The following is a 20,155-nucleotide window of genomic DNA, read 5'->3' as shown; positions in this document are numbered from 1 at the left end:
CAGCAGNCCATTCGGGCGGCGTGACGTCCGGCTCGGCCGCGAAACGCGCCGCCAGCTCCCACGCGATNCGCGGCGCCCATGCTGTGGCCGCAGATCGACCAGCGCCGCCGGCACAGCGGCCGGATCGCNTTCGGCCAGCTGATCGACCAGTTGCGCCATCGCGCCGATGGCCTCTTCGCCAATCCGGCCNGTCGCGCCCCGGCAACAGCAGCGGGCAGACCTGGACCAGGTCGCCCAGCGCTTCCGGCCANCTGCCTGAAAACGCTGCCGCCGCCACCGGCGTACGGCAGGCAAAACAGCAAGGGCCGCTGNATCTTCGATCAGCGGTTCCAGCCAGCGATTCTGTTGTTTCAATCTTTTGCTCCCTGATTAACTTGGATGATCTTGAACGTCTTGAGCGCCGGCGGCGCAGCGCCGCAGCGCCGCCGCCAGCGCGCCGCCCAGCGCCGCGCCGGCCGGCCCGGACAGCATCGACACATGGTCGCCATCGCAGCGATGCGAGCGCACCGCCGCGCCGCTGCACGCGGCCCATTCGAGTCCGAAATCGGCGTCATGCGCGGCGCAGTTCCAGACCTCGGGCGCGCGCCGCAAACGCGGCAGCGGTGCCACCGGCAGCAAGGCCAGCCTGCCGAAGGCGCGGTCCAGCGCCGCCAGTTCAGCCGTGTCGCCGGCGTCGGCGCACAGGCCGGCGCGCGCCAGCATGGCGAGGATCAGGCGCCAGCGCGCCTGGCTGTCGGCCAGCGCCGCGAACTGCCGCCGCTCGAACGCCATGCCGTGCGCCCCGGCCGCCGCGGCGCAGGCCACCGCGATGTACATGCAGCGTTCCAGCGGATCGGCGGCGGCCGCCAGCGGCACCGTGCCGGGCGCCAGCGGCACACTGTCGAGCACGCCAAGGAATTCGATGCGCTCCCCTTCCGCCTCCAGCTGCGCGGCGATGTGCGCGGCCAGCACGCCGCCGTAGGAGTGCCCGGCCAGCCGGTACGGCCCGGCTGGCTGGCGGCCGCGGATCGCCGCCACCGAGCGCGCCACCAGCGCTTCGAAGCTGTCCGGCAGCGCCGCTTCGTGGCCGCTCAGCTGCAACGCGGCGACGGCATAGCCATGCCGCACCAGCGCCGCCGCCACACTGGCGTAGGAGGTCACGCGGCCGCCGATGTCGTGCAGCAGGAACACGGTGTTCGCCTCCGGCGCACCGCCCAGCGACACCAGCGCGCCGGCGTCCCCGCTTGCGGCGGGCGCGCCGCGGTGCGCGTCCATCCAGGCGGCCAGGGCGCGCGGCGTCGGCGCGGCGAACAGCGCGGCGACCGGTATGCTGGCGCCCAACGCGATGCGGGCCTGCTGCACCAGGCGCAGCCCCAGCAGCGAATGGCCGCCCGACTCGAAAAAGTTGTCGAGCACGCCGGCCCGGTCGCGGCCCAATACCTCGGCCCAGATCGCCGCCAGCGCCGCCTCCTGCGGCGTGTCCGGCGCGACATAACCGGACTCGCCGCGCGCCATGTCCGGCGCCGGCAAGGCCTGGCGGTCGATCTTGCCGTTCGGCGTCAGCGGCCATTGCTCCAGCACGATGAAATGGGCCGGCACCATGTACTCCGGCAGCAGCCGCGCCAGCGCCGCGCGCAGTGCCGGCGGCGCCAGGCTGTCCTGCCGCGCATCCGCGCGCGCCAGCAGATAGGCCGCCAGGCGCTTGTCGCCGGGCGCATCCTCGCGCACCAGCACCAGGCCCGCGCTCACGCCAGGCAGGCTGGCCAGCGCGGCCTCGATCTCATCGAGTTCGATGCGGAAGCCGCGGATCTTGACCTGCTGATCGATGCGGCCCAGGTATTCGATATTGCCATCCGCCAGATAGCGCGCCAGGTCGCCGGTGCGGTACATCCTGGCGCCGGGCGCGGCGCCGAACGGATCCGGCATGAACTTGTCCGCGCTCAGGTCGGCGCGCCGCAGATAGCCGCGCGCCAGGCCGTCGCCGGCGATATGCAGTTCGCCCGCGACGCCGACCGGCACCGGCTGCAATCCGCCATCGAGGATGTAGATGCGGGTGTTGGCGATGGCGCGCCCGATCGGCACGATGCCGCGCGCATCGTCCGGCGCGGTGCGGTATACCGAGGCCCAGACCGTGCCTTCGGTCGGGCCGTATTCGTTATACAGCTCGACCTGCGGCCAGCGCGCGTGGCTGCTGCGCACCAGTTCCGGCGCGCAGCTTTCGCCGGCGACGATGGCCTGGCGCAGCGCCCAGTCCGGCGCCGGCTGGCAGGCGCGCAACAGTTCGGCATACAGCGACGGCACACACAGCAGCGTGCTGACTTGCTGCTCGCGGATCAGCGCCGCCAGCAGCGCCGGGTCGCGCACGCTGTCATCGTCGGGCACCAGCAGCGTGGCGCCGCTCAGCAGCGAGCCGAAGATCAGCGCCACCGAACTGTCAAACGATACCGGCGACATCAGCAGGTGGCGCCCCGCCGGCCGGTAATAGCCGATGCGCGCCGCGGTCGATGCCGCCAGGTTGCGGTGGCAAATCTGCACGCCCTTCGGCTTGCCGCTGGAACCGGAAGTGTAGATGACGTAGGCCAGCTGCTCCGGCAGCGTGGCATCCGGCGGATTATTGTCGTCGCCACGCACCGCCGCCACCTCTTCGTCGTCGAGGCAGACGGCGGCGATGCGCTCCATGCCGTCCAGCGGCAGGCCGGGCAACAGGCGGCGCTGGGTCAGCAGCACCGGCGGCCGGGCGTCTTCCAGCATATGGCGCAGCCGCTGCGGCGGATGGGCCGGGTCGAGCGGCACATAGGCGCCGCCCGCTTTCAGGATGCCGAGCAGGCCGACGATCATGTCGGCCGAGCGCGCGACGCACAGGCCGACCAGCGTCTCGGGTCCGACACCGAGCCCGCGCAGATGGTGCGCCAGCCGGTTGGCCCTGGCGTTCAGCTCGGCGTAGCTCAGTTCCAGCGCGCCGAAGCGCAGCGCCGGCCGGTGCGGCGTCCGCGCGGCCTGCGCCTCGAACAGCCGGTGCACGCCGACCGTGTCCGGATAGGGCGCGGCGGTGGCGTTCCATTCGACCAGCAGGCGGTTTCTTTCGGCCGGGCTTAACATTGCCAGGTCGCCGATCCGGCACGACGCATCGGCGGCGACGGCGCCCAGCAGTTCGTTGTAATGGCCGGCCATGCGCGCGATCGTCGCGGCATCGAACAGGTCGGTGTTGTATTCGAACGCGGCCAGCAGCCGGCCCTCCTGCTCGATCAGATTCAGCGTCAGGTCGAACTTGGCGACGGTATTCGGCGCCTGCAGCGGGCGCAGCGTCAGGCCGGGCAGTTGCAGGGTATCCATCGGCGCATTCTGCAGCACCAGCATGACCTGGAACAGCGGCGCATGGCTCAGATGGCGTTCCGGCTTCAGCGCTTCGACCAGTTGCTCGAACGGCACGTCCTGGTGCGCATAGGCGCCGAGCGCCGTGGCCCGCACCTGCCGCAGCAGGCTGGCGAAGCTGTCGCCGCGCTCGACCCGCGCGCGCAGCACCAGCGTATTGACGAAGAAGCCGATCAGGCCTTCCGTCTCGGCCCGGTTGCGGTTGGCGATCGGCGTGCCGATGCACAGGTCGGCCTGGCCGGAGTAGCGCGACAGCAGCACGCTGAAAGCGGCGGCCAGCGTCATGAACAGCGTCGCCTGCTGTTGCCGGCCGAGCGCCGCCAGTCCGGCCAGCGTGGCCGCCGGCACGTCGAACGGCAGCGTGGCGCCGCGATAGCTTTGCAGCGGCGGACGCGGACGGTCGGTCGGCAGGGCCAGCAAGGCCGGCGCGCCGGCCAGTTGCGCGCGCCAGTAATCGAGCTGGCGCTGCAATACCGCGCCGCTCAGCCAGGTCCGCTGCCAGTGGGCGAAGTCGCCGTACTGCAGCGGCAGCGGCGCCAGCGGCGACGCCTGCCCCTCGACCCAGGCGCCATCGGCATACGCGGCATACAGCGCCGCCACTTCGCGCACCAGCACGCCGATCGACCAGCCGTCGGCGACGCTGTGGTGCACGGTGAACAGCAGCACATGCTCGCTGTCGTCCAGCCGCAGCAGCGCGGCGCGGATCAGCGGCCCGCGCGCCAGGTCGAACGGCGCGGCCGCCTCGGCCCCGGCCAGCGCATGCGCGCGCGCCTCGCGCTCGGCTGGCGCCAGCCCGCCCAGATCGGTCAGCGGCAATCCCAGTTCCAGCCGCGGCGCGACCAGCTGCACCGGAGCGCCGTCGCGCGCCGCGAAGGTGGTGCGCAGCACGGCGTGGCGCGCGACGATCTGGTTGATCGTGCGCCGCAACGCCGCCACATCGAGCCGGCCGCCGAGGCGCAGCGCGGCCGGAATATTGTACAGCGCGCTGCCGGGCTCCAGCTGGTCGAGGAACCACAGGCGCTGCTGGGCGAACGACAGCGGCGGCGCCGCGTCGCCGATTGTCGCGCGGGCCGGCGGGATCGTCGCCGGCGCATCGTGCCGTTGCGCCGGCACGATGCGCTGCGCCAGGGCCGCCACGCTGGGCGCCTCGAACATCACGCGCAGCGGCAGCTCGGCGCCGAACGCCACCCGCACTTTCGACATCACCTGGGTGGCCAGCAAAGAATGCCCGCCCAGCGCAAAGAAATTGTCTTGCGCGCCGACCTTGTCCAGGCCCAGCACCTCGGCCCAGATCGCCGCCAGCGCCTGTTCGACCGGCGTCGCCGGCGCGACATACGCCGCCTCGCTGCGGCTGGCGCCGGGGGCCGGCAGCGCGCGGCTGTCGACCTTGCCGTTCGGCGTCAGCGGCAACCGCACCAGTGCGATGAAATGCGCCGGCACCATATATTCCGGCAGCGTTTGCAGCAGCGCGGTACGCAGCAGCACCGGGTCGAGCGCGGCGCCGCCCGCCTGCGGCACCAGGTAGGCCACCAGGCGCGTGTCGCCCGGCGCATCTTCGCGCGCCCGCACCGCGACGTCGCGCACGGCCGGCAGCGCCAGCAGCGCCGCCTCGATTTCGCCCAGCTCGACGCGGAAGCCGCGCAACTGCACCTGGTTGTCGATGCGGCCCAGGTACACCATGTCGCCGTTTTCCAGCAGCTTGGCCAGGTCGCCCGAGCGGTACAGCCGTTCGCCCGGCAGGTAGGGATGGTCCACGAAACGCTCGCGCGTCAGTTGTTCCCGGTTCAGGTAGCCGCGCCCGACGCCCAGGCCGCCGACGCAAATCTCGCCCGGCACGCCGGCCGGCAGCAGGCGCTGGCGGTGATCCATGATGTAGGTGGTGGTGGTCGGGATCGGCCGTCCGATATTGCTGGCGCCGCTATGCATGTCGTCGTCGCCCAGGCGCTTGAACGTGACGTGCACGCAGGTTTCGGTGATGCCGTACATATTGATCAGCTCAACCTGCGGATGCGCCGCGCGGAACGCCTTCAGCTTCAAGGGATTGAGCCCCTCGCCGCCGAACACCACGTAGCGCAGCGCCGGCAGCGCCAGGCCGGGGCGGCGCGCCATTTCGTCGATCAGGTTGTAGAACGCCGTCGGCGTCTGGCTCAGCACGCTGACCTGCTGCTCCAGCAACTGGTCCAGCAGCAGCACCGGATCTTGCCGCGCCGTCTTCGATACCAGCGCCACCCGGCCGCCATGCAGCAGCGCGCCATACAATTCCCAGACCGTGAAATCGAAGGCATACGAATGCAGCATCGACCAGACATCCTGTTCGCCGATGGCAAACTGCAGCCGGTCGTTGCACAGCAGCCGCACCACGTTGCGGTGCTCCAGCAGCGTGCCTTTCGGCTGGCCGGTCGAACCGGAGGTATAAATCACGTACACCAGGTGCCGCGGCTGGTTCAGGTTGGGCGGATTGTGTTCCGCCTCGGCCGCGATCGCCCGCGCCGCGCTGTCGAGCGCGATCAGGCTGGCCTGCGGCGCCGCCTTCAAGCCGTCCAGCGCATCGGCCAGCGCGCTGCTGGTGATCACCCAGCGGCTGCCGGAATCGGACAGCATGTAGGCGATGCGCTCGGCCGGATACTGCGGATCGATCGGCACATAGGCGCCGCCGGCCTTCATCACGGCCAGGATCGCGACGATCATGTCGAACGAGCGCTCCAGGCACAGCGCGACCAGCGATTCGGCGCCGACGCCCTGGTGCCGCAAATAATGCGCGAGGCGGTTGGCGCGCCGGTTCAGTTCCTGGTACGACAGCCCGGCGCCCTCGAACGTGACGGCAATCCGTTGCGGCACGCGGGCCGCCTGCAGTTCGAACAGCTGGTGCACCGTCTGCGTATCGGGATAGGACGCCTGGCTGTCATTCCAGTCGTACAGCTGGCGCCCGGTCTCGGTCCGGTCGAGCAGCGCGACGTCGTCGATGCGCTGGCCGGGATCGTCCGCCAGCGCCTCCAGCAGCACCACATAATGGCGCATCATTTGCGCGGCCAGCCACGGATCGAAGAAGTCGGCGTTGTAGACCAGCCGGCCGGCCAGGCTATCGCGTTCCGCGTGCAGGCACAGGTGCAGGTCGTTCTTGCCGTAGCCCAGGTTGGTCTCGATGACACGCGCCCGCAACGCGCCGGCCGCCAGCGCCGCGTCGTCCTCCTCCAGCTGGAACAGCACGTCGAACAGCGCCGTGCGGCTCATGTCCTTTTCCGGTTTCAGCCTCAGCGCCAGCTGGTCGAACTGCATGTCCTGGTGGCGCAGCGCCTGCTCGCGTCCCAGCGCGCCCTGGCGCAGCAAGTCGAGCAAGGTGCTGTCCTGCCCGATGACATTGCGCAGCACCAGCAGATTGGCGAACGGCCCGACCACGCCGGCCAGCTCGGCCCGTTCGCGCCACGGCGCGCTGGTGCCGATGACGATTTCATCGTGGCCGGCGTAGCGCCGCAGCAACGCATTGAAGGCGCATGCGGCGACGTCGAACAGGCCGCTCCCGCTGCGCGCGGCCAGCGCCCGCAAGCGCCCCGCCAGCCCGGCGTCGATCGTAAACTCGTGGCGCGCGGCGCTGAACGTGTGCACCGCCGGCCGGGCCCGGTTCAACGGCAGTTCCAGCGCCTGCAGGCGGCCGCGCAACTGCCGCTTCCAGTAAAAGAACAGCGCTTCCGTATGGGCCGGATCGAGGCCGTCGCGCCAGGCGACATAATCGGCGTGTTCGACGCGCAATGGCGGCAGGCGCGGCGCGCGTTGTTCCAGCAGCGCGGCGCACAGTTCCAGCAGGTCGCGCGCCAGCAGCCGCATCGACGCGCGGTCGGCGATGATGTGGTGCGCGGTGATGGCCAGCAGCGTCCGCGCGGCGCCGCGCACCAGCGCGGCGCGCACCAGCAGGTCGCGTTCCAGCGTGAACGGCTGCGCCGCGTCCGCCAGCGCCAGCGCGACCGGATCGGCGCCAGGATCGGCGGCATCGAGCTCGCGCAGCGGCAGCCGCGCCGTGTCGTCGAGCCGCTGCCAGCCGCGCGCCTCGCGCGTCTCGATGCGGGTGCGCAAGATCGCATGGCGCGCCATCAGCGCGTCGAGCGCGGCCTGGATCACGCTCACCGGCAGCGGGCCTTCAAGCTCCAGCAGCAGCGGGATATTGTGGTAAGTCGGGCTGGCCGGATACAGATGGCCGGCCTCGAATACATCGATGAACCACATGCGCTCCTGGTGCGGCGACAGCGGCTGAAGCGCCGCGTCGCGCGCCAGCGCCGCGACCGGCGGCATCGCGCGCCAGTCGCACAGCGGCAGCTGGTCGATGCAAGCCTGCGGATGGTCCGCCACCGCCTGCAGCAGGTGGCTGAAATGGCCGGCCATGCGCGCGATGCTGGCGGCGTCGAACAAATCGGTATTGTATTCGAACGCGCCAGCCAGCTGTTCGCCCTCTTCCTGCAGGTACAGCGTCAGGTCGAACTTGGCGACCGCGCGCTCGGCGGCCACCTGGCTCAGCGTCAAACCGGGCAATTCCAGCGTACCGGTCGGCATGTTCTGCAATAACAGCATGGCCTGGAACAGCGGCGTATGGCCGGGCTGGCGCTCCGGCTTCAACGCCTCGACCAGCTGTTCGAACGGCACATCCTGGTGCGCGTAGGCGTCCAGCGCCGTGCCGCGCACCTGGCGCAGCAGGTCGGCAAAGCTGGCCGCGCCGTCGATCCGGCTGCGCAGCACCAGCGTGTTGACGAAGAAGCCGATCAGCGCCTCGGTCTGCGGCCGGTTGCGGTTGGCGATCACGGTGCCCAGGCAAATGTCGCTTTGTCCCGAGTAGCGCGCCAGCAGCACATTGAAGACCGCCGTCAGCGTCATGAACAGCGTCGCCTGGTGCCGTTCTCCCAGCGCGTGCAGCGCGCGCGTCAGCGGCGCCGGCAGCGTGAAGGACAGCGTGGCGCCTTGATAGCGCTGCCGCGGCGGACGCGGACGGTCGGTCGGCAGTGCCAATAATTCATCGGCGCCGGCCAGCTGGCGCCGCCAGTAGCCGAGTTGCTGCTCCAATACGCCGCCGGCCAGCCACTGGCGCTGCCACTGGGCGAAATCGGCGTACTGGATCGGCAGCTCGGGCAGCGGCGAAGGCAGGCCCTGGACAAACGCGCCGTACAGCGCCGCCACTTCGCCGACCAGCACGCCCATCGACCAGCCATCGGAGACGATGTGATGCAGCGTCAGCGTGACGATGTGCTCGTTCGGGCCCAGGCGCACCAGGCTGGCACGGATCAGCGGGCCACGCTCCAGGTCGAACGGCTGGCAGGCCGCCTGCTGGGCCAGCCGGCGCGCCGCTTCCTGGCGCGCGCCCGGCTCCAGCCCGCTCAGGTCGGTCAGCGGCAAGTCCAGCGCCAGCTGCGCCGCGATGCGCTGCCGCGGCGTGCCGTCCTCGGCGATAAAACTGGTGCGCAGCGCCTCGTGGCGCCGCACGATCTCGTTCAGGCTGCGCGCCAGCGCGGCGCTGTCGAGCCGGCCCAGCAGGCGCACGCTGGCCGGCATGTTGAAGAAGGCGCTGCCCGGCTCCAGTTGTTCGAAGAACCACAGCCGCTGCTGGGCGTACGACAGCGCCGCGCTGCTCGCCGCCAGGCGCGGAATGCGCAGCGGATCGAAAGCGCCGTCGTCGTCGCCGAGCGCGTCCAGCATCGACAACAGCTCGGCATCGGCCAGATCGGCATCGCTGAACACCGTGTTCACTACTTCGTTGACTAGCTCGCCGGCTGCCTCGCCGGCTGCCTGATTGACTATCTGGTTCAATACATCCGACATCGAATTCTCCGTAAAATCAGCGCTGGGCGCGGGCCCGCAACGCGGCGCGCGCCTCGGGTGTCATGGCCTGCACGGCCAGGTAAGCCTTGGCCAGCCGGGTCGCGTCGCCCGCGACGCTCTCGCCGGCGACGATGGCGGCGGCCAGGCGCGCCACCGTGCTGGCCTCGAAAATGCGGCTCAGCGGCAAATTGCCGCGGAAGATGCGCGCCAGCCGCGCATGGATCTGCGTGGCGATGAAGGAATGGCCGCCGGCGGCAAAAAAGTCGTCGTCGACGCCGATATCGTCGCGGCCGAACGCCTCGCGCCAGGCTTGCAGCAGCACCGTTTCCAGCGCGCCGTCGGGCGCACGGGCCGGCCCTGCGGACGGCGCCGGTTCCGCCTCCGGCGGCGGCAAGGCGCGCTGGTCGAGCTTGCCGTTCAGCGTCAGCGGCAGCGCCGGCAGCTGCATCAGGCGCGCCGGGATCATGTAGCGCGGCAGCTTGCCGGCCAGTTGCGGCGCGATCCGCTGCAGCGCGCCGGGCGCCGCATCCGGCATCACCAGGTAGCCGACCAGCGTGGCCACGCCGCCGATGCTGTGCAGCGTCACCGCCGCATCGGCCACGCCGTCGAGCGCGCGCAAGGCCGCCTCGATATCGCCCGGCTCGATGCGGAAACCGTCCAGTTTCAGCTGCCGGTCGCGCCGGCCCAGCACGGCCAGCGTGCCGTCGGCGTTCCAGCAGCCGAGATCGCCGGTCCGGTAGGCCGGCGCGCCGCCCTGGCGCAGCAGGTCCGGGATGAAGGCCGCCGCGCTCAGGTCCGGCCGGCCGCTGTAACCGCGCATGACGCCGTCGCCGCCGATGCAGATTTCGCCGATCGCGCCCGGCGGCGCGAGCTGGTCGTGGCGGTCGGCCAGGAAGATGGTGGTATTGGCCAGCGGCCGGCCGGCGCCGACCGGCTGGCCGGCCGCCTGGCGCTGCGCCGCCGACCAGATGGTGGTCTCGGTCGGGCCGTACAGGTTCCACACCGCGCCGAAGCGCTGCAGCAGTTCGTCGCACAGCGCCTGCGGCAGCTGTTCGCCGCCGCACCACGCGCCCAGGTCCAGCCGCGCGTCGGCCGCGCACAGCAGCTTCCAGGTCGACGGCGTGCCCTGGAACGCCGTCACGCCGCGCTCGGCCAGCAGCGCCGCCAGGCGCACGCCGTCGCGCGCCACCTGCTTGTCGATCATCAGCACCTGGGCGCCGACGGTCAGCGGCAGGAACAGCTCCAGCATCGCGATATCGAACGACACCGTGGTGGCCGCGCCGAACACCTCGCCGGCCCGCAGTCCGGGCGTCACGGCAAACGACGCCAGCGCATTGGCGAAGGCGCGCTGCGGAATCTGCACACCCTTGGGCCTCCCGGTCGAGCCCGAGGTAAACAGGATGTAGGCCAGGCTGTCTGGATCCGGGGCCGGGACCGCCGGCAGCGGCGCGCCGCCGTCGGCCAGCAGTTGGCCGATGCGGGCCGTCTGCTGGCCGGCCAGCGCCGCGTGGCCGCGGTTGGCGTCGTCGTGCAGCAGCAGCTGCGGCCGGCAATCCTCGAGGATCATGCCGATCCGGTCGGCCGGGAAGGTCGGGTCGAGCGGAATGAAGCACGCGCTGGCCAGTTGCGCCGCCAGCAGCGCCACCAGCAGCGGCGCGCGATGGTCGGCCAGGATGGCGATGCGGGCACCGGGTCCGGCGCCGCGCCGTTGCAGCGCGTGGGCCAGCCGCTGCGCCTGCTCCAGCAGCGCCGCGTAGGTATGGCGCGCGCCATCGGCGTCGTCGAGCGCCATCGCATCCGGCGTGCGCCGCGCCTGGGCGCGGATCGCATCGATCACGCTGGCCGCGCCGGACGCCGTCGGCGCGCCGCTGCCGATGTTCGTCAGCAGCGCCCGCTGCGGCGGCGCCAGCACCGCGCTGGCGCCCAGCCGGTGCACGCCGCCGGCGCTCCACTGATGCAAGGTTTCCAGCATGCCGGCGCCGATCGTTTGCACCAGGCGCGGCGCGACCCGGGCCGCGTCGTAGCGCAGGGCCAGCGTCAGGCGCTGGCCCGGCTCGACATACAGCGACAGCGGATATTCATTGATTTCATGGGCCTCGACGGCGACCACGTCGAGGCCGTCGCCGTGGTCCGGCGCCAGTCCCTGCAGCGGATAGTTTTCAAACACCACGATGCTGTCGAACAGCGGCCGGCCGTGATTGACCCACGCCTGGATTTGCGGCAGCGGCAGGTGGGCGCTGTCGGCAATCGTCGCCATCTGCTGGTTCAGGTCCGCCAGCCATGGCAGCAATTCGGCCGCGCCGTCGAGCCGCACCCGTACCGGCAGCGTGTTGATGAACATGCCGACCCAGCCGGCGCTGCCGCCGATTTCAGCCGGCCGGCCCGACACCACCATGCCGAACGCAACATCGTCGGCGTACAGCATTTTCCCCAGCATCAAGCCCCACGCGGCCTGGACCACGGCCGGCAAGGTCAGGCCGTGGCGCCGGCAAAACTGCTGCAGGCTGGCGCTGGCGGCATCATCGAGCTGCAGTGTCAGCGGCGCGGCCGCGGCAGTGGCGGTATTGCCGCTTTCGCGCGCCACCAGCGCCGGCTCGCCGTATCCATCGAAACGCTGGCGCCACTGGCGTTGCAACAGCGGCGCGTCGCTGCCGGCCAACCACTGCCAGTAACTGGACGGTATCGCCGCCGGCGCCGGCAGCGGCGCCGCCTGGTACAGCGCCACCAGCTCGGCCAGCAGCACCGGCTGCGACCAGCCGTCGGCGATCAGGTGGTGATGGGTCCACAGCAGCCGCCAGTCGTCCGGCGCCAGTTGCGCCAGCGTGACGCGCACCAACGGCGCCTGCGCCAGCTCGAAGCCGCGCGCGCGGTCGGCCTGCACTTGTGCGCGCCAGGCGGCCAATGGCGCATCGTGTCCGCGCAGATCGAGCCGCGCCAGCGGCACCACGGCCTGCGCCTGGACCAGCTGCAGCACCCGCCCGCTATCGGCGCGGACGAAACGCGTGCGCAGCACGTCGTGGCGGGCGCCGAGCGCGTTGAAGGCCTGCTCCAGCCGGAGCGGGTCCGGCGCCGCGCCAAGCGCGATGTCCAGTTGCTGGATATAGCTGCCGCCCGCGTTGCCGTGCAAATCCTGGCCGAACACCATGCCTTGCTGCACCGGCGTGCACGGCAAAACCTGCAGCGTGTCCGGGTGCGCCCGCAGCAGCGCGCCCAGCTCGGCGTCGTCGGCCAGCGCCGCCAGCGGGAAGTCGCTGGCAAGCCATGCCGCGCCCGCCTGCGCCGGCCCGGCGCCGGCCAGCCCGGCCAGCGCCTGTTGCAGCAGTTCGGCCAGCTGCGCGGCGCGCGCCGCGCCGAAACGCGTGCCGTCGGCATCGATGCTCAGGCGCAGGCACTGGCGCTCGACCAGGCCGACCAGGTCCAGCAGCGACGAGCGGCGGTTGGCCGGATCGCTGGCCGGCGGCAAGCTGACATCAAGCGCGTCGAACGGCGCGTCGGCGGCGCCGATGGTGCCGTCGAAACGGCCCAGGTAGTTCATGATGATGCAGTCGGCCGGCGCCAGCCCGGGCTGGCCGCGGCTGGTCTTCAGCCAGGCCCGGCCCGCCGCCGGTATCGCCCGCAAGCCGGTCTTGGCCTCGCGCACCACGTCTTCCAGCGCCGGAGCCGGAGCCGGAGCCGGCAGCAGCAGCGGCCGCTGGGTGGTGAACCAGCCGACCGTGCGCGCCAGGTCGAGACCGTCGAGCGGCTCGCGGCCATGCCCTTCGACCAGCAGCACGGTGGACTCCGGCATCCCCAGTTGCGACAACGCGCGGATCAGCGCCGCCAGCAGCAATTCCTCGGCGCTCGCTTTCCAGCGCGTGGTGGCGCCGGTCAGCAGCTCGCTGGTTTGTTGCGGCGTCAGCGCGCAGGCGGCGCTGACGCTGTCGCCCAGCGTGCCCGGCGCAGTACCTGGCGCAGTGCCTGGCGCGGCGTCCAGCTGCCGCAGCAAGCCGGCCCAGTGCCGTTGTTCCGCCGCGTCCGGAATCCGGTTTTCCAGCGCGATGGCGGCGCTGGCCAGCGTGGTCTCGAGCGGCGCCAGCTCGCCGCCGGCCAGCAGCGTGCCCAGTTCATCGAGCAGGATGCGCCACGACACGCCGTCGACGGCCAGGTGATGGATCGCCAGCACCAGCGCGTCGAGCGTCTCGCCGTCCGTGCTGGCCAGCGCCGCGCCCCACAGCGGCCCGGCGCCGACCGACACGGCCGACTGCAGCCGGCTGGCGGCGGCGGCCAGAGGCACGCTGTCGGCCGTGCCGCGGATGCGCAGCAGCAGCGGATCGGACTCGCCGCGCGCCACCGCGCCGGCCGGATCGAAGCGCGACGCGAAGGCGTCATGGCGCCGTCCCAGCAAGCGCAGCGCCGCTTCGACCCGTTCCAGCGCATGGCGGGCGCGCGGCTTGAGCGCGACGGTCTGGTGATACCAGTGCGGATTCTCCAGCCGCAGGCCGAAGAACCAGTGCTGGATCGGCAGCAGCGGCCAGCGCTGCAAGCGCTCAGCCGGCGCGGCCGGCGCCACGGCGTGCGCCGGCCGCGCCGCGATGCGCGCCAGCTGGCGCACGCTGCGGTACTGGAAAATATCCTTGGCGCTCAACTGGATGCCGAGCGGACGGGCGCGCGCCACCAGCTGCATGGCCGAAATGCTGTCGCCGCCGATGCTGAAGAAATCGTGTTCCGGATCGACCGCCGCCAGGCCCAGCAAGGCGGCCACTTCGCGGCCGAGGACCAGCTCCAGCGGCGACTGTTCTTGCGCGGCGGAGGGTGGCGGCGGCGCCGCTTCGGCCGCGTCCGTGCCGGCCATGCGCATCAGCGCGGCGCGGTCGGTCTTGCCGCTCGCCATCAGCGGCCAGGCCGCCACCAGGCGCACCAGCGCCGGCACCATGTAGGCCGGCAGGCGCGCCGCCAATGCGGCGCGCAGTGGAGCCGGCGCCAGCGCGGCCTGCTCTGGCGCGCCCTGCTCGACGTAGGCGACCAGGCGCCGCGCGCCGCCGTCCGGCGTTTCGGCCTCGACCGCGCAGCGGGCGCCGCCGACAAGGCCGGCCAGCGCCGCTTCGATCTCGCCCAGTTCGATGCGATTGCCGCCGAGCTTGACCTGGCGGTCCAGGCGGCCGACAAAATCGAGCCGGCCATCGGCCAGCCGGCGCGCCAGGTCGCGCGTGCGGAAGGCCCGGCTGCCCGGCAAGCCGTACGGGTCCGGCACGAAGCGTTCCGCCGTCATGGCCGGCTGGCCGAAGTAGCACAGCGCCGGCGCTACGCCGCCCAGCAACAGTTCGCCGGTGGCGCCGGCCGGCAGCGGCTCGAGCATCTCGTCGACCACCACCGCGCTGACGGCGTCGATCGGCAAGCCGATCGGAATCGCGCCGCCCTTGCTGCGCAACGCCGCGCCGGCGTCGACCACCTCGTAGGTGGCGTCAATCGTGGTTTCGGTCGGTCCATACAGATTGACCAGTTGCAGCCGGCGTCCCGCCATGACGCCCAGCGCAAGCTCCTTGCGCAGCGCCTCGCCGCCGGCGAACAGCAGGCGCAGGCGGTCCAGCGCGGCCTCGGCCGGATCGCCGATCAAGCCTTCGAGCAGGCTGGGCACCACTTGCGCGACGCTGATCCGTTCGCGTTCGATCGTGCGCAGCAGCGCGGCCGGATCGACGCTGGCATCGGCCTCGGCCAGCACCAGCACGGCGCCGCTGGACAGCGGCGCCCACACTTCCCAGACCGAGGCGTCGAACGAGGCGCGGGTGCGGTGCAGGATGCGGTCGCGCGGACCGAACGCGAAACGCGCATTGATCCACGCCATGTGGTTGGACCAGGCCTGGTGCCCAATCAGCACGCCCTTGGCCGCGCCGGTCGAACCGGAGGTATAAATCGCGTACGCGGCGCTGGCCGGGAAGATGGCGGCGGCGTGCTCGGCCAGGCCGGCGGCGCGGCCCTGCGCAGCGGCCACCTGCAGCGGCGTGCAGCAGCGGGCGATGGCCTCGTCGAGCGCACGGTCGGCCAGCAGCAGCGGTGCGCCCAGGTCGCCCAGGATGGCGGCGATGCGCCCGGCCGGCGCCGCGGTATCGAGCGGCACATACCAGCCGCCGAGCGCCGCGACGGCGACCTGGCTGGCGATCGCGTCGAGCGTGCGGTCCTGGTAGATCGCGACCGGCCGCTGGTCCACCACGCCATGCGCCTGCAGCAGCGCGGCCACGCACTCGATGCGTTCGAGCAGTTCGGCCGCTTGCCAGGCGACGCCATCGGCGTCGACCAGCACCGTCGCCGCCGGCTGGTCGCGCAGCCTGTGCAGCACTTGCGCCGGCAGCGGCACAAACGGCTCGGCCATCTGCCCGGGGTTGTAGCGCCGCACCGACCAGGCGCGGTCGGCCGCGCTGGCGCAGTCGGCCAGCGCGTCGGGGCCGTCCAGCAGGCTGCCGACGGCGCTCGCCAGGCGGGCCGCCAGCGCGTCGACCTGGACGGCCGCAAAGCTGTCGTCGGCCACCAGTTGCCCGGTCAGCGCGCCGCTGTTCGGGTCGATGCCGAAATTGATGGTCAGCGGCAGTTCGGTCGATTCCGACGACACCGACTCCAGCACCTCGATGCCGAACTCCCGCTCGATGCCTGCCAGCGGCCGGAAATGGACGAAATTCAGGTTGACTTCGAACGGCTTGCGGCCGCCGTGCAGGCGCACCATTTCGGCCAGCGGGAAAATGCGCCAGTCGTAGGTCTCGGCGTCGCTATCGAAAGCGGCTTGCGCCAGCGCGCGCCAGCTGCCGCGCGCCGGCAGGCCAAGCGGGATGGTGTTGAGGAACAGGCCCAGCGCGCGCGCGCCCTGCTCCGACTGCGGCCGGCCGTTGACCACCAGCCCCAGCGCGAACGCCGGGCTGCCGGCGCTCCAGCCGAGCACCTTGGCGGCCACCCCGAGCAGCCAGGCCTTGGCCGGCAAGCCGCTGTCGGCGCACAGCGCCGACAGGCGCCGGCCGGCATCCGCCGCCAGCGGCAAGATCGCGCGCGGCCGCACGCCGCTTTCGGCCTCGCCCCAGCGCGGCAATGCCGACGCCGGCAATGCCGCCAGCCGGTCGCGCCAGAAATCGCGCGCGGCCTGGCCCTGCATCAGTGCCTGTTCGCGCTGCACGAATGCGGCCATTTCCGACACCACCGGCGGCGCCTGCAGCGCGCCGCCGCGCGCGCGCTGGTACAAGGCCAGCAGCTCGGCGCTCAGCAGCGCCACGCTCCAGCCATCCAGAATCGCGTGGTGGATCGCGATCGACAGCCAGCAGCCGCCGTCGGCCAGCAGCGAGACGCGCAGGCGCAGCATGCCCGGCTGGCTGATATCGTAGGGCTGGCGGCGCAGTTCCTCGTCCTGGCGCGCAATGCGCGCCTGCGCCTGTTTCGGCGTGCAATCGCTGCAGTCCAGCCATTCGACCCGCAGCCGGCCGTCCCGGTGCACCGCCTGCAGCGGCCTCGGGCCGGACAGGTGGAAACTGGTGCGCAACGCGGGATGGCTGGCCTGCAGCGCCGCAACGGCGGCCTCGAACGCGGCGCGCTCGGGCGCCTGCCTGAGGCGGTTGCTGACCAGGTCCAGATACAGTCCGGCGCCGGCATTCGGATTGGCGTGATCAAGGGTGGCGTGATCAAAGGTAGAGTGGTACAGCATCCCCGCCTGCAGCCGCGACAGCGGGAAGGCGTCGATGGCGTCGCCCGGCAGCGCGCTGCGCTCGTCCGGCTGCAAGCCGTCGAACGGCGCGCGCGGGGCCGCCGGCGTCGCCGCTGCGATTGCCGCCTCCGGCGCATTGTCGGCGCTGTCGAGCCAGCCGGCCAGCGCGCGCACGGTCGGCAATTCGAACAGCTTGCGCAGCGGGAAGGCGGCGCCCTGGGCTTGCGCCGCCGACGAGAAGCGCAGGCTGCGGATCGAATCGCCGCCCAGCGCAAAATAATTGTCGTCGATGCCGACTTGCGCGCAACCGAGCGCCTGCGCCATCGCCGCGCACAGGATACGCTCGCGTTCATTGCGCGGCGCGGCGGCCGCCGCGCCGCCAGGTTGCGGCTGCGGATCGGGCAAACGGCGCCGGTCGGCCTTGCCATTGATGGTCAACGGCATGTGGTCGACCAGCATCAGCGCATCGGGCAGCATATAGGCCGGCAGGCGGACCGACAGCGCCTGGCGCAGGCTGTCCGGCGTCACCGGCTGGCGCGCCACCACCCAGGCGCACAAGCCCAGCAGGCCGGCATCGCGCTGCGGCTCCTTGCGGTAAGTTCCGACGCTGGCCATCGCGACCGGCGCCAATTCCAGCAGCGCCTGCTCGATCTCGCCCAGCTCGATGCGGTAGCCGCGCAGCTTGACCTGCTGGTCGATGCGTCCCAGATAATCGGTCTCGCCGTCGGCGCCGCGCCGGGCCAGGTCGCCGGAACGGTAGGCGCGCTGGCCCGGGCGCTGCGCGAACGGGTCCGGCACAAAACGTTCGGCGGTCAGGCCGGGCTGGTTCAGGTAGCCGGCGCTGACGCCCTGCCCGCCGACCCAGATCTCGCCGGCCACGCCATCCGGCACCGGGCGGCCGTCGGCATCCATCAGCGCCATGCGCAGATGCGGCAGCGCGACGCCGATCACGCTGCCGCGTCCGGCGTCCAGGTCGGCCGCCAGGATGCGGCGCCACGTCACGTGCACCGTGGTTTCGGTGATGCCGTACATATTGATCAACTTCGGCGCGGCGTCGCCGTGGCGCGCGATCCAGCCGCCCAGCGCGGCCAGCGTCAGCGCCTCGCCGCCGAACACCAGCCAGCGCAACGTCGACAGCGGCCGGGGCAGCCGGCTTTCCGCCTCGGCGAACAGGCCGAACGCGGACGGCGTCTGGCTCAGCACGGTGATGCCTTCGCGCGCCACCAGCTCGACGAAGGCGGCCGGATCGCGCGCCACGTCCTGCGGCACGATCAGCGTCTGGCCGCCGCTGAGCCAGGCGCCCCAGATTTCCCACACGGAGAAATCGAAGGCGAACGAATGGAACAGGCTCCAGCGGTCGTCCGGGCCGGCGTCGACGCACACCGGCGCCGCCGCGAACAATTGCAGCACATTGTCGTGCGTCACCAGCACGCCTTTCGGGCGGCCGGTGGAGCCGGAGGTGTAGATGATGTAGGCCGGCGCGTTGGCCGCCGGCGTGCAGGGCGCCGGCGGCGTGCCGGTGCGCGCCACCGATTCCAGCGCCAGCAGCCGCGCGCCATCCAGGCCGGCCGCCGCCAGCGCGGCGCCGGCGGCGGCGCCGGCCTGGGCGTCGGTCAGCAGCGCCGCGGGATTCGCGTCGGCCAGTATATAGGCCAGGCGCTCGGTCGGATTGAGCGGGTCGAGCGGCACATAGGCGGCGCCGACCTTGACCGCGGCCAGCATCGCGGCCAGCATCGGCATTTCGCGCGCGGCGCAGATCGCCACTGTGGCGCCGGGGCCGATGCCGCGCGCCTGCAGCGCCACGGCGACGCTGTCGGCCGCCTGGTCCAGCTGCGCGTAGCTCAGCGCCGCGTCGCCGCTGCGCAGCGCGATGCGGCTGCCGTGCCGGCCCACCGAGGCGGACCAGGCGGCCAGCAGGTTGGCCGCGACCGGCGCGCCGGGCATGCCGGCTTGCGGCTGCCCGGCGTCCGGCTGCGGCGACAGCCCGTCGAGAATCCGGCCCAGCGGCGTCAGCCAGCTTTGCGTCACGCTGTCGAGCGCGGCGACGAAATCGTCGAGCATGGCCTGGGCGCTGGCCAGTCCGACTTGCGCCGTGTCGACCTGCAGCGCCGCGTGCCAGTTCGCGCCCGGCACGATCACCAGCGCCAGCGGCAGGCTGGTGCGCTCGGAAGAACTCAGACCGGACAACTGCAGCTGGCCGCCGGCTTGCAGCGTCGATAGCGGGAAGTTCTCGAACGCGACCAGGCTGTGCAGCAAGGCGCCGCCCTGTTCGACGCCGGCCCAGCGCTGGATCTCGGCCAGATCGCAATGGCTGCGCTGCTCCAGGTCGCGCAGTTGCTGCGCCAGGCGCGGCGCGAACGCCGCCAGCGTGTCCCACGGATCGAGCCGGATGCGCATCGGCACCGTGTTGACGAACATGCCGATCGCGCCCATCGCCGCCGCATCGTCGGCGCGGCCCGACAGCGTCACGCCATACACGATGTCGCGGCTGGCCGTATGCCGCGCCAGCACCAGCGCCCAGGCCACCTGGCACAGCGCGGCCGGGGTGATGCGGCGCGAACGGCCGGTTTCCTGCAGGCGGCGCGTCAGCTCGGGCCCCAGCGCGACGCCGGGACGCGCCGCCGCGGCTGGCGGCTGCTCCGGCTGCCGCGGCGGCGGCGCCAGGTCCGGCGCCTGCCAGCCGGCAAACAGCTCGCGCCAGAAGTGCTGGTCGTCGTCGCGGCGGCGCTGCTGCAAGCCGCGCACCACCTCGGCGTAGGGCGCGGGCGGCTTCAGCAGCGGCGCGCGCGCACTGGCGGCGGCATCCAGCAATTCGTACAGTTCGGCCACCAGCAGCGACTGCGACCAGCCGTCGAGCACGATATGGTGGTGCGTCAGGATGAAGTCCCAGGCCTGCGGCGCGCGCCGGATCAGCGTGAAGCGCAGCAGCGGCGGCCGGTTCAGGTCGAACGGCCTGGCCAGTTCGGCAGCCTTCAGCGCGGCGTGGCGGCTGGCTTGCCCGGCGCCGTCGAGCGCTTGCCAGTCCAGCGTGGCGATGCTGAATGGCAGCGCGTGCAGCAGCGCCTGGCGCGGCTCGGACTGGCCCTGGTAGATGAAGGCGCAGCGCAGCGCCGGATGGCGTTCGAACAGCGTCTGCCACGCGGCCTGCACCTGGTCCGGGTCGAGCGCGCCGTGGATGCTGCCGCTGACCTGCAGGATGTACGGGTCGTCGCCGGCGGCGCTGGCGGCCGCGGCGTGAAACAGCATGCCCCGTTGCAGCGGCAGCAGCGGGAGGACGGCGTCGATCTGAGGCGTGTCGTTCATATAAGGACTCGTTGAGGTGTTGCGTGTTGTAGTGCTGTCCCCCCT

Annotated in this window: 2 protein-coding genes; both read right to left on the bottom strand. The window is 71.9% G+C overall.

Features of this window, described 5'->3' with window-relative positions; genetic code table 11:
* Positions 1–369 precede the first annotated feature (369 nt).
* Positions 370–9,150, bottom strand: coding sequence for a non-ribosomal peptide synthetase (locus tag GJA_RS00815; RefSeq protein WP_051780098.1), 8,781 nt, complete (start codon positions 9,148–9,150; stop codon positions 370–372).
* 16 nt (positions 9,151–9,166) lie between these two features.
* Entirely contained in the window at positions 9,167–20,110 is a 10,944-nt protein-coding gene (locus GJA_RS00810; RefSeq protein WP_038487684.1) for a non-ribosomal peptide synthetase, read from the bottom strand.
* Between the last annotated feature and the right edge of the window lie 45 nt (positions 20,111–20,155).

Source organism: Janthinobacterium agaricidamnosum NBRC 102515 = DSM 9628, from assembly GCF_000723165.1.
GTDB classification, from domain to species: domain Bacteria; phylum Pseudomonadota; class Gammaproteobacteria; order Burkholderiales; family Burkholderiaceae_D; genus Janthinobacterium; species Janthinobacterium agaricidamnosum.
The sequence above is the reverse complement of the archived record's forward strand: the minus strand, read 5'-3'. Positions and strand labels throughout refer to the sequence as shown.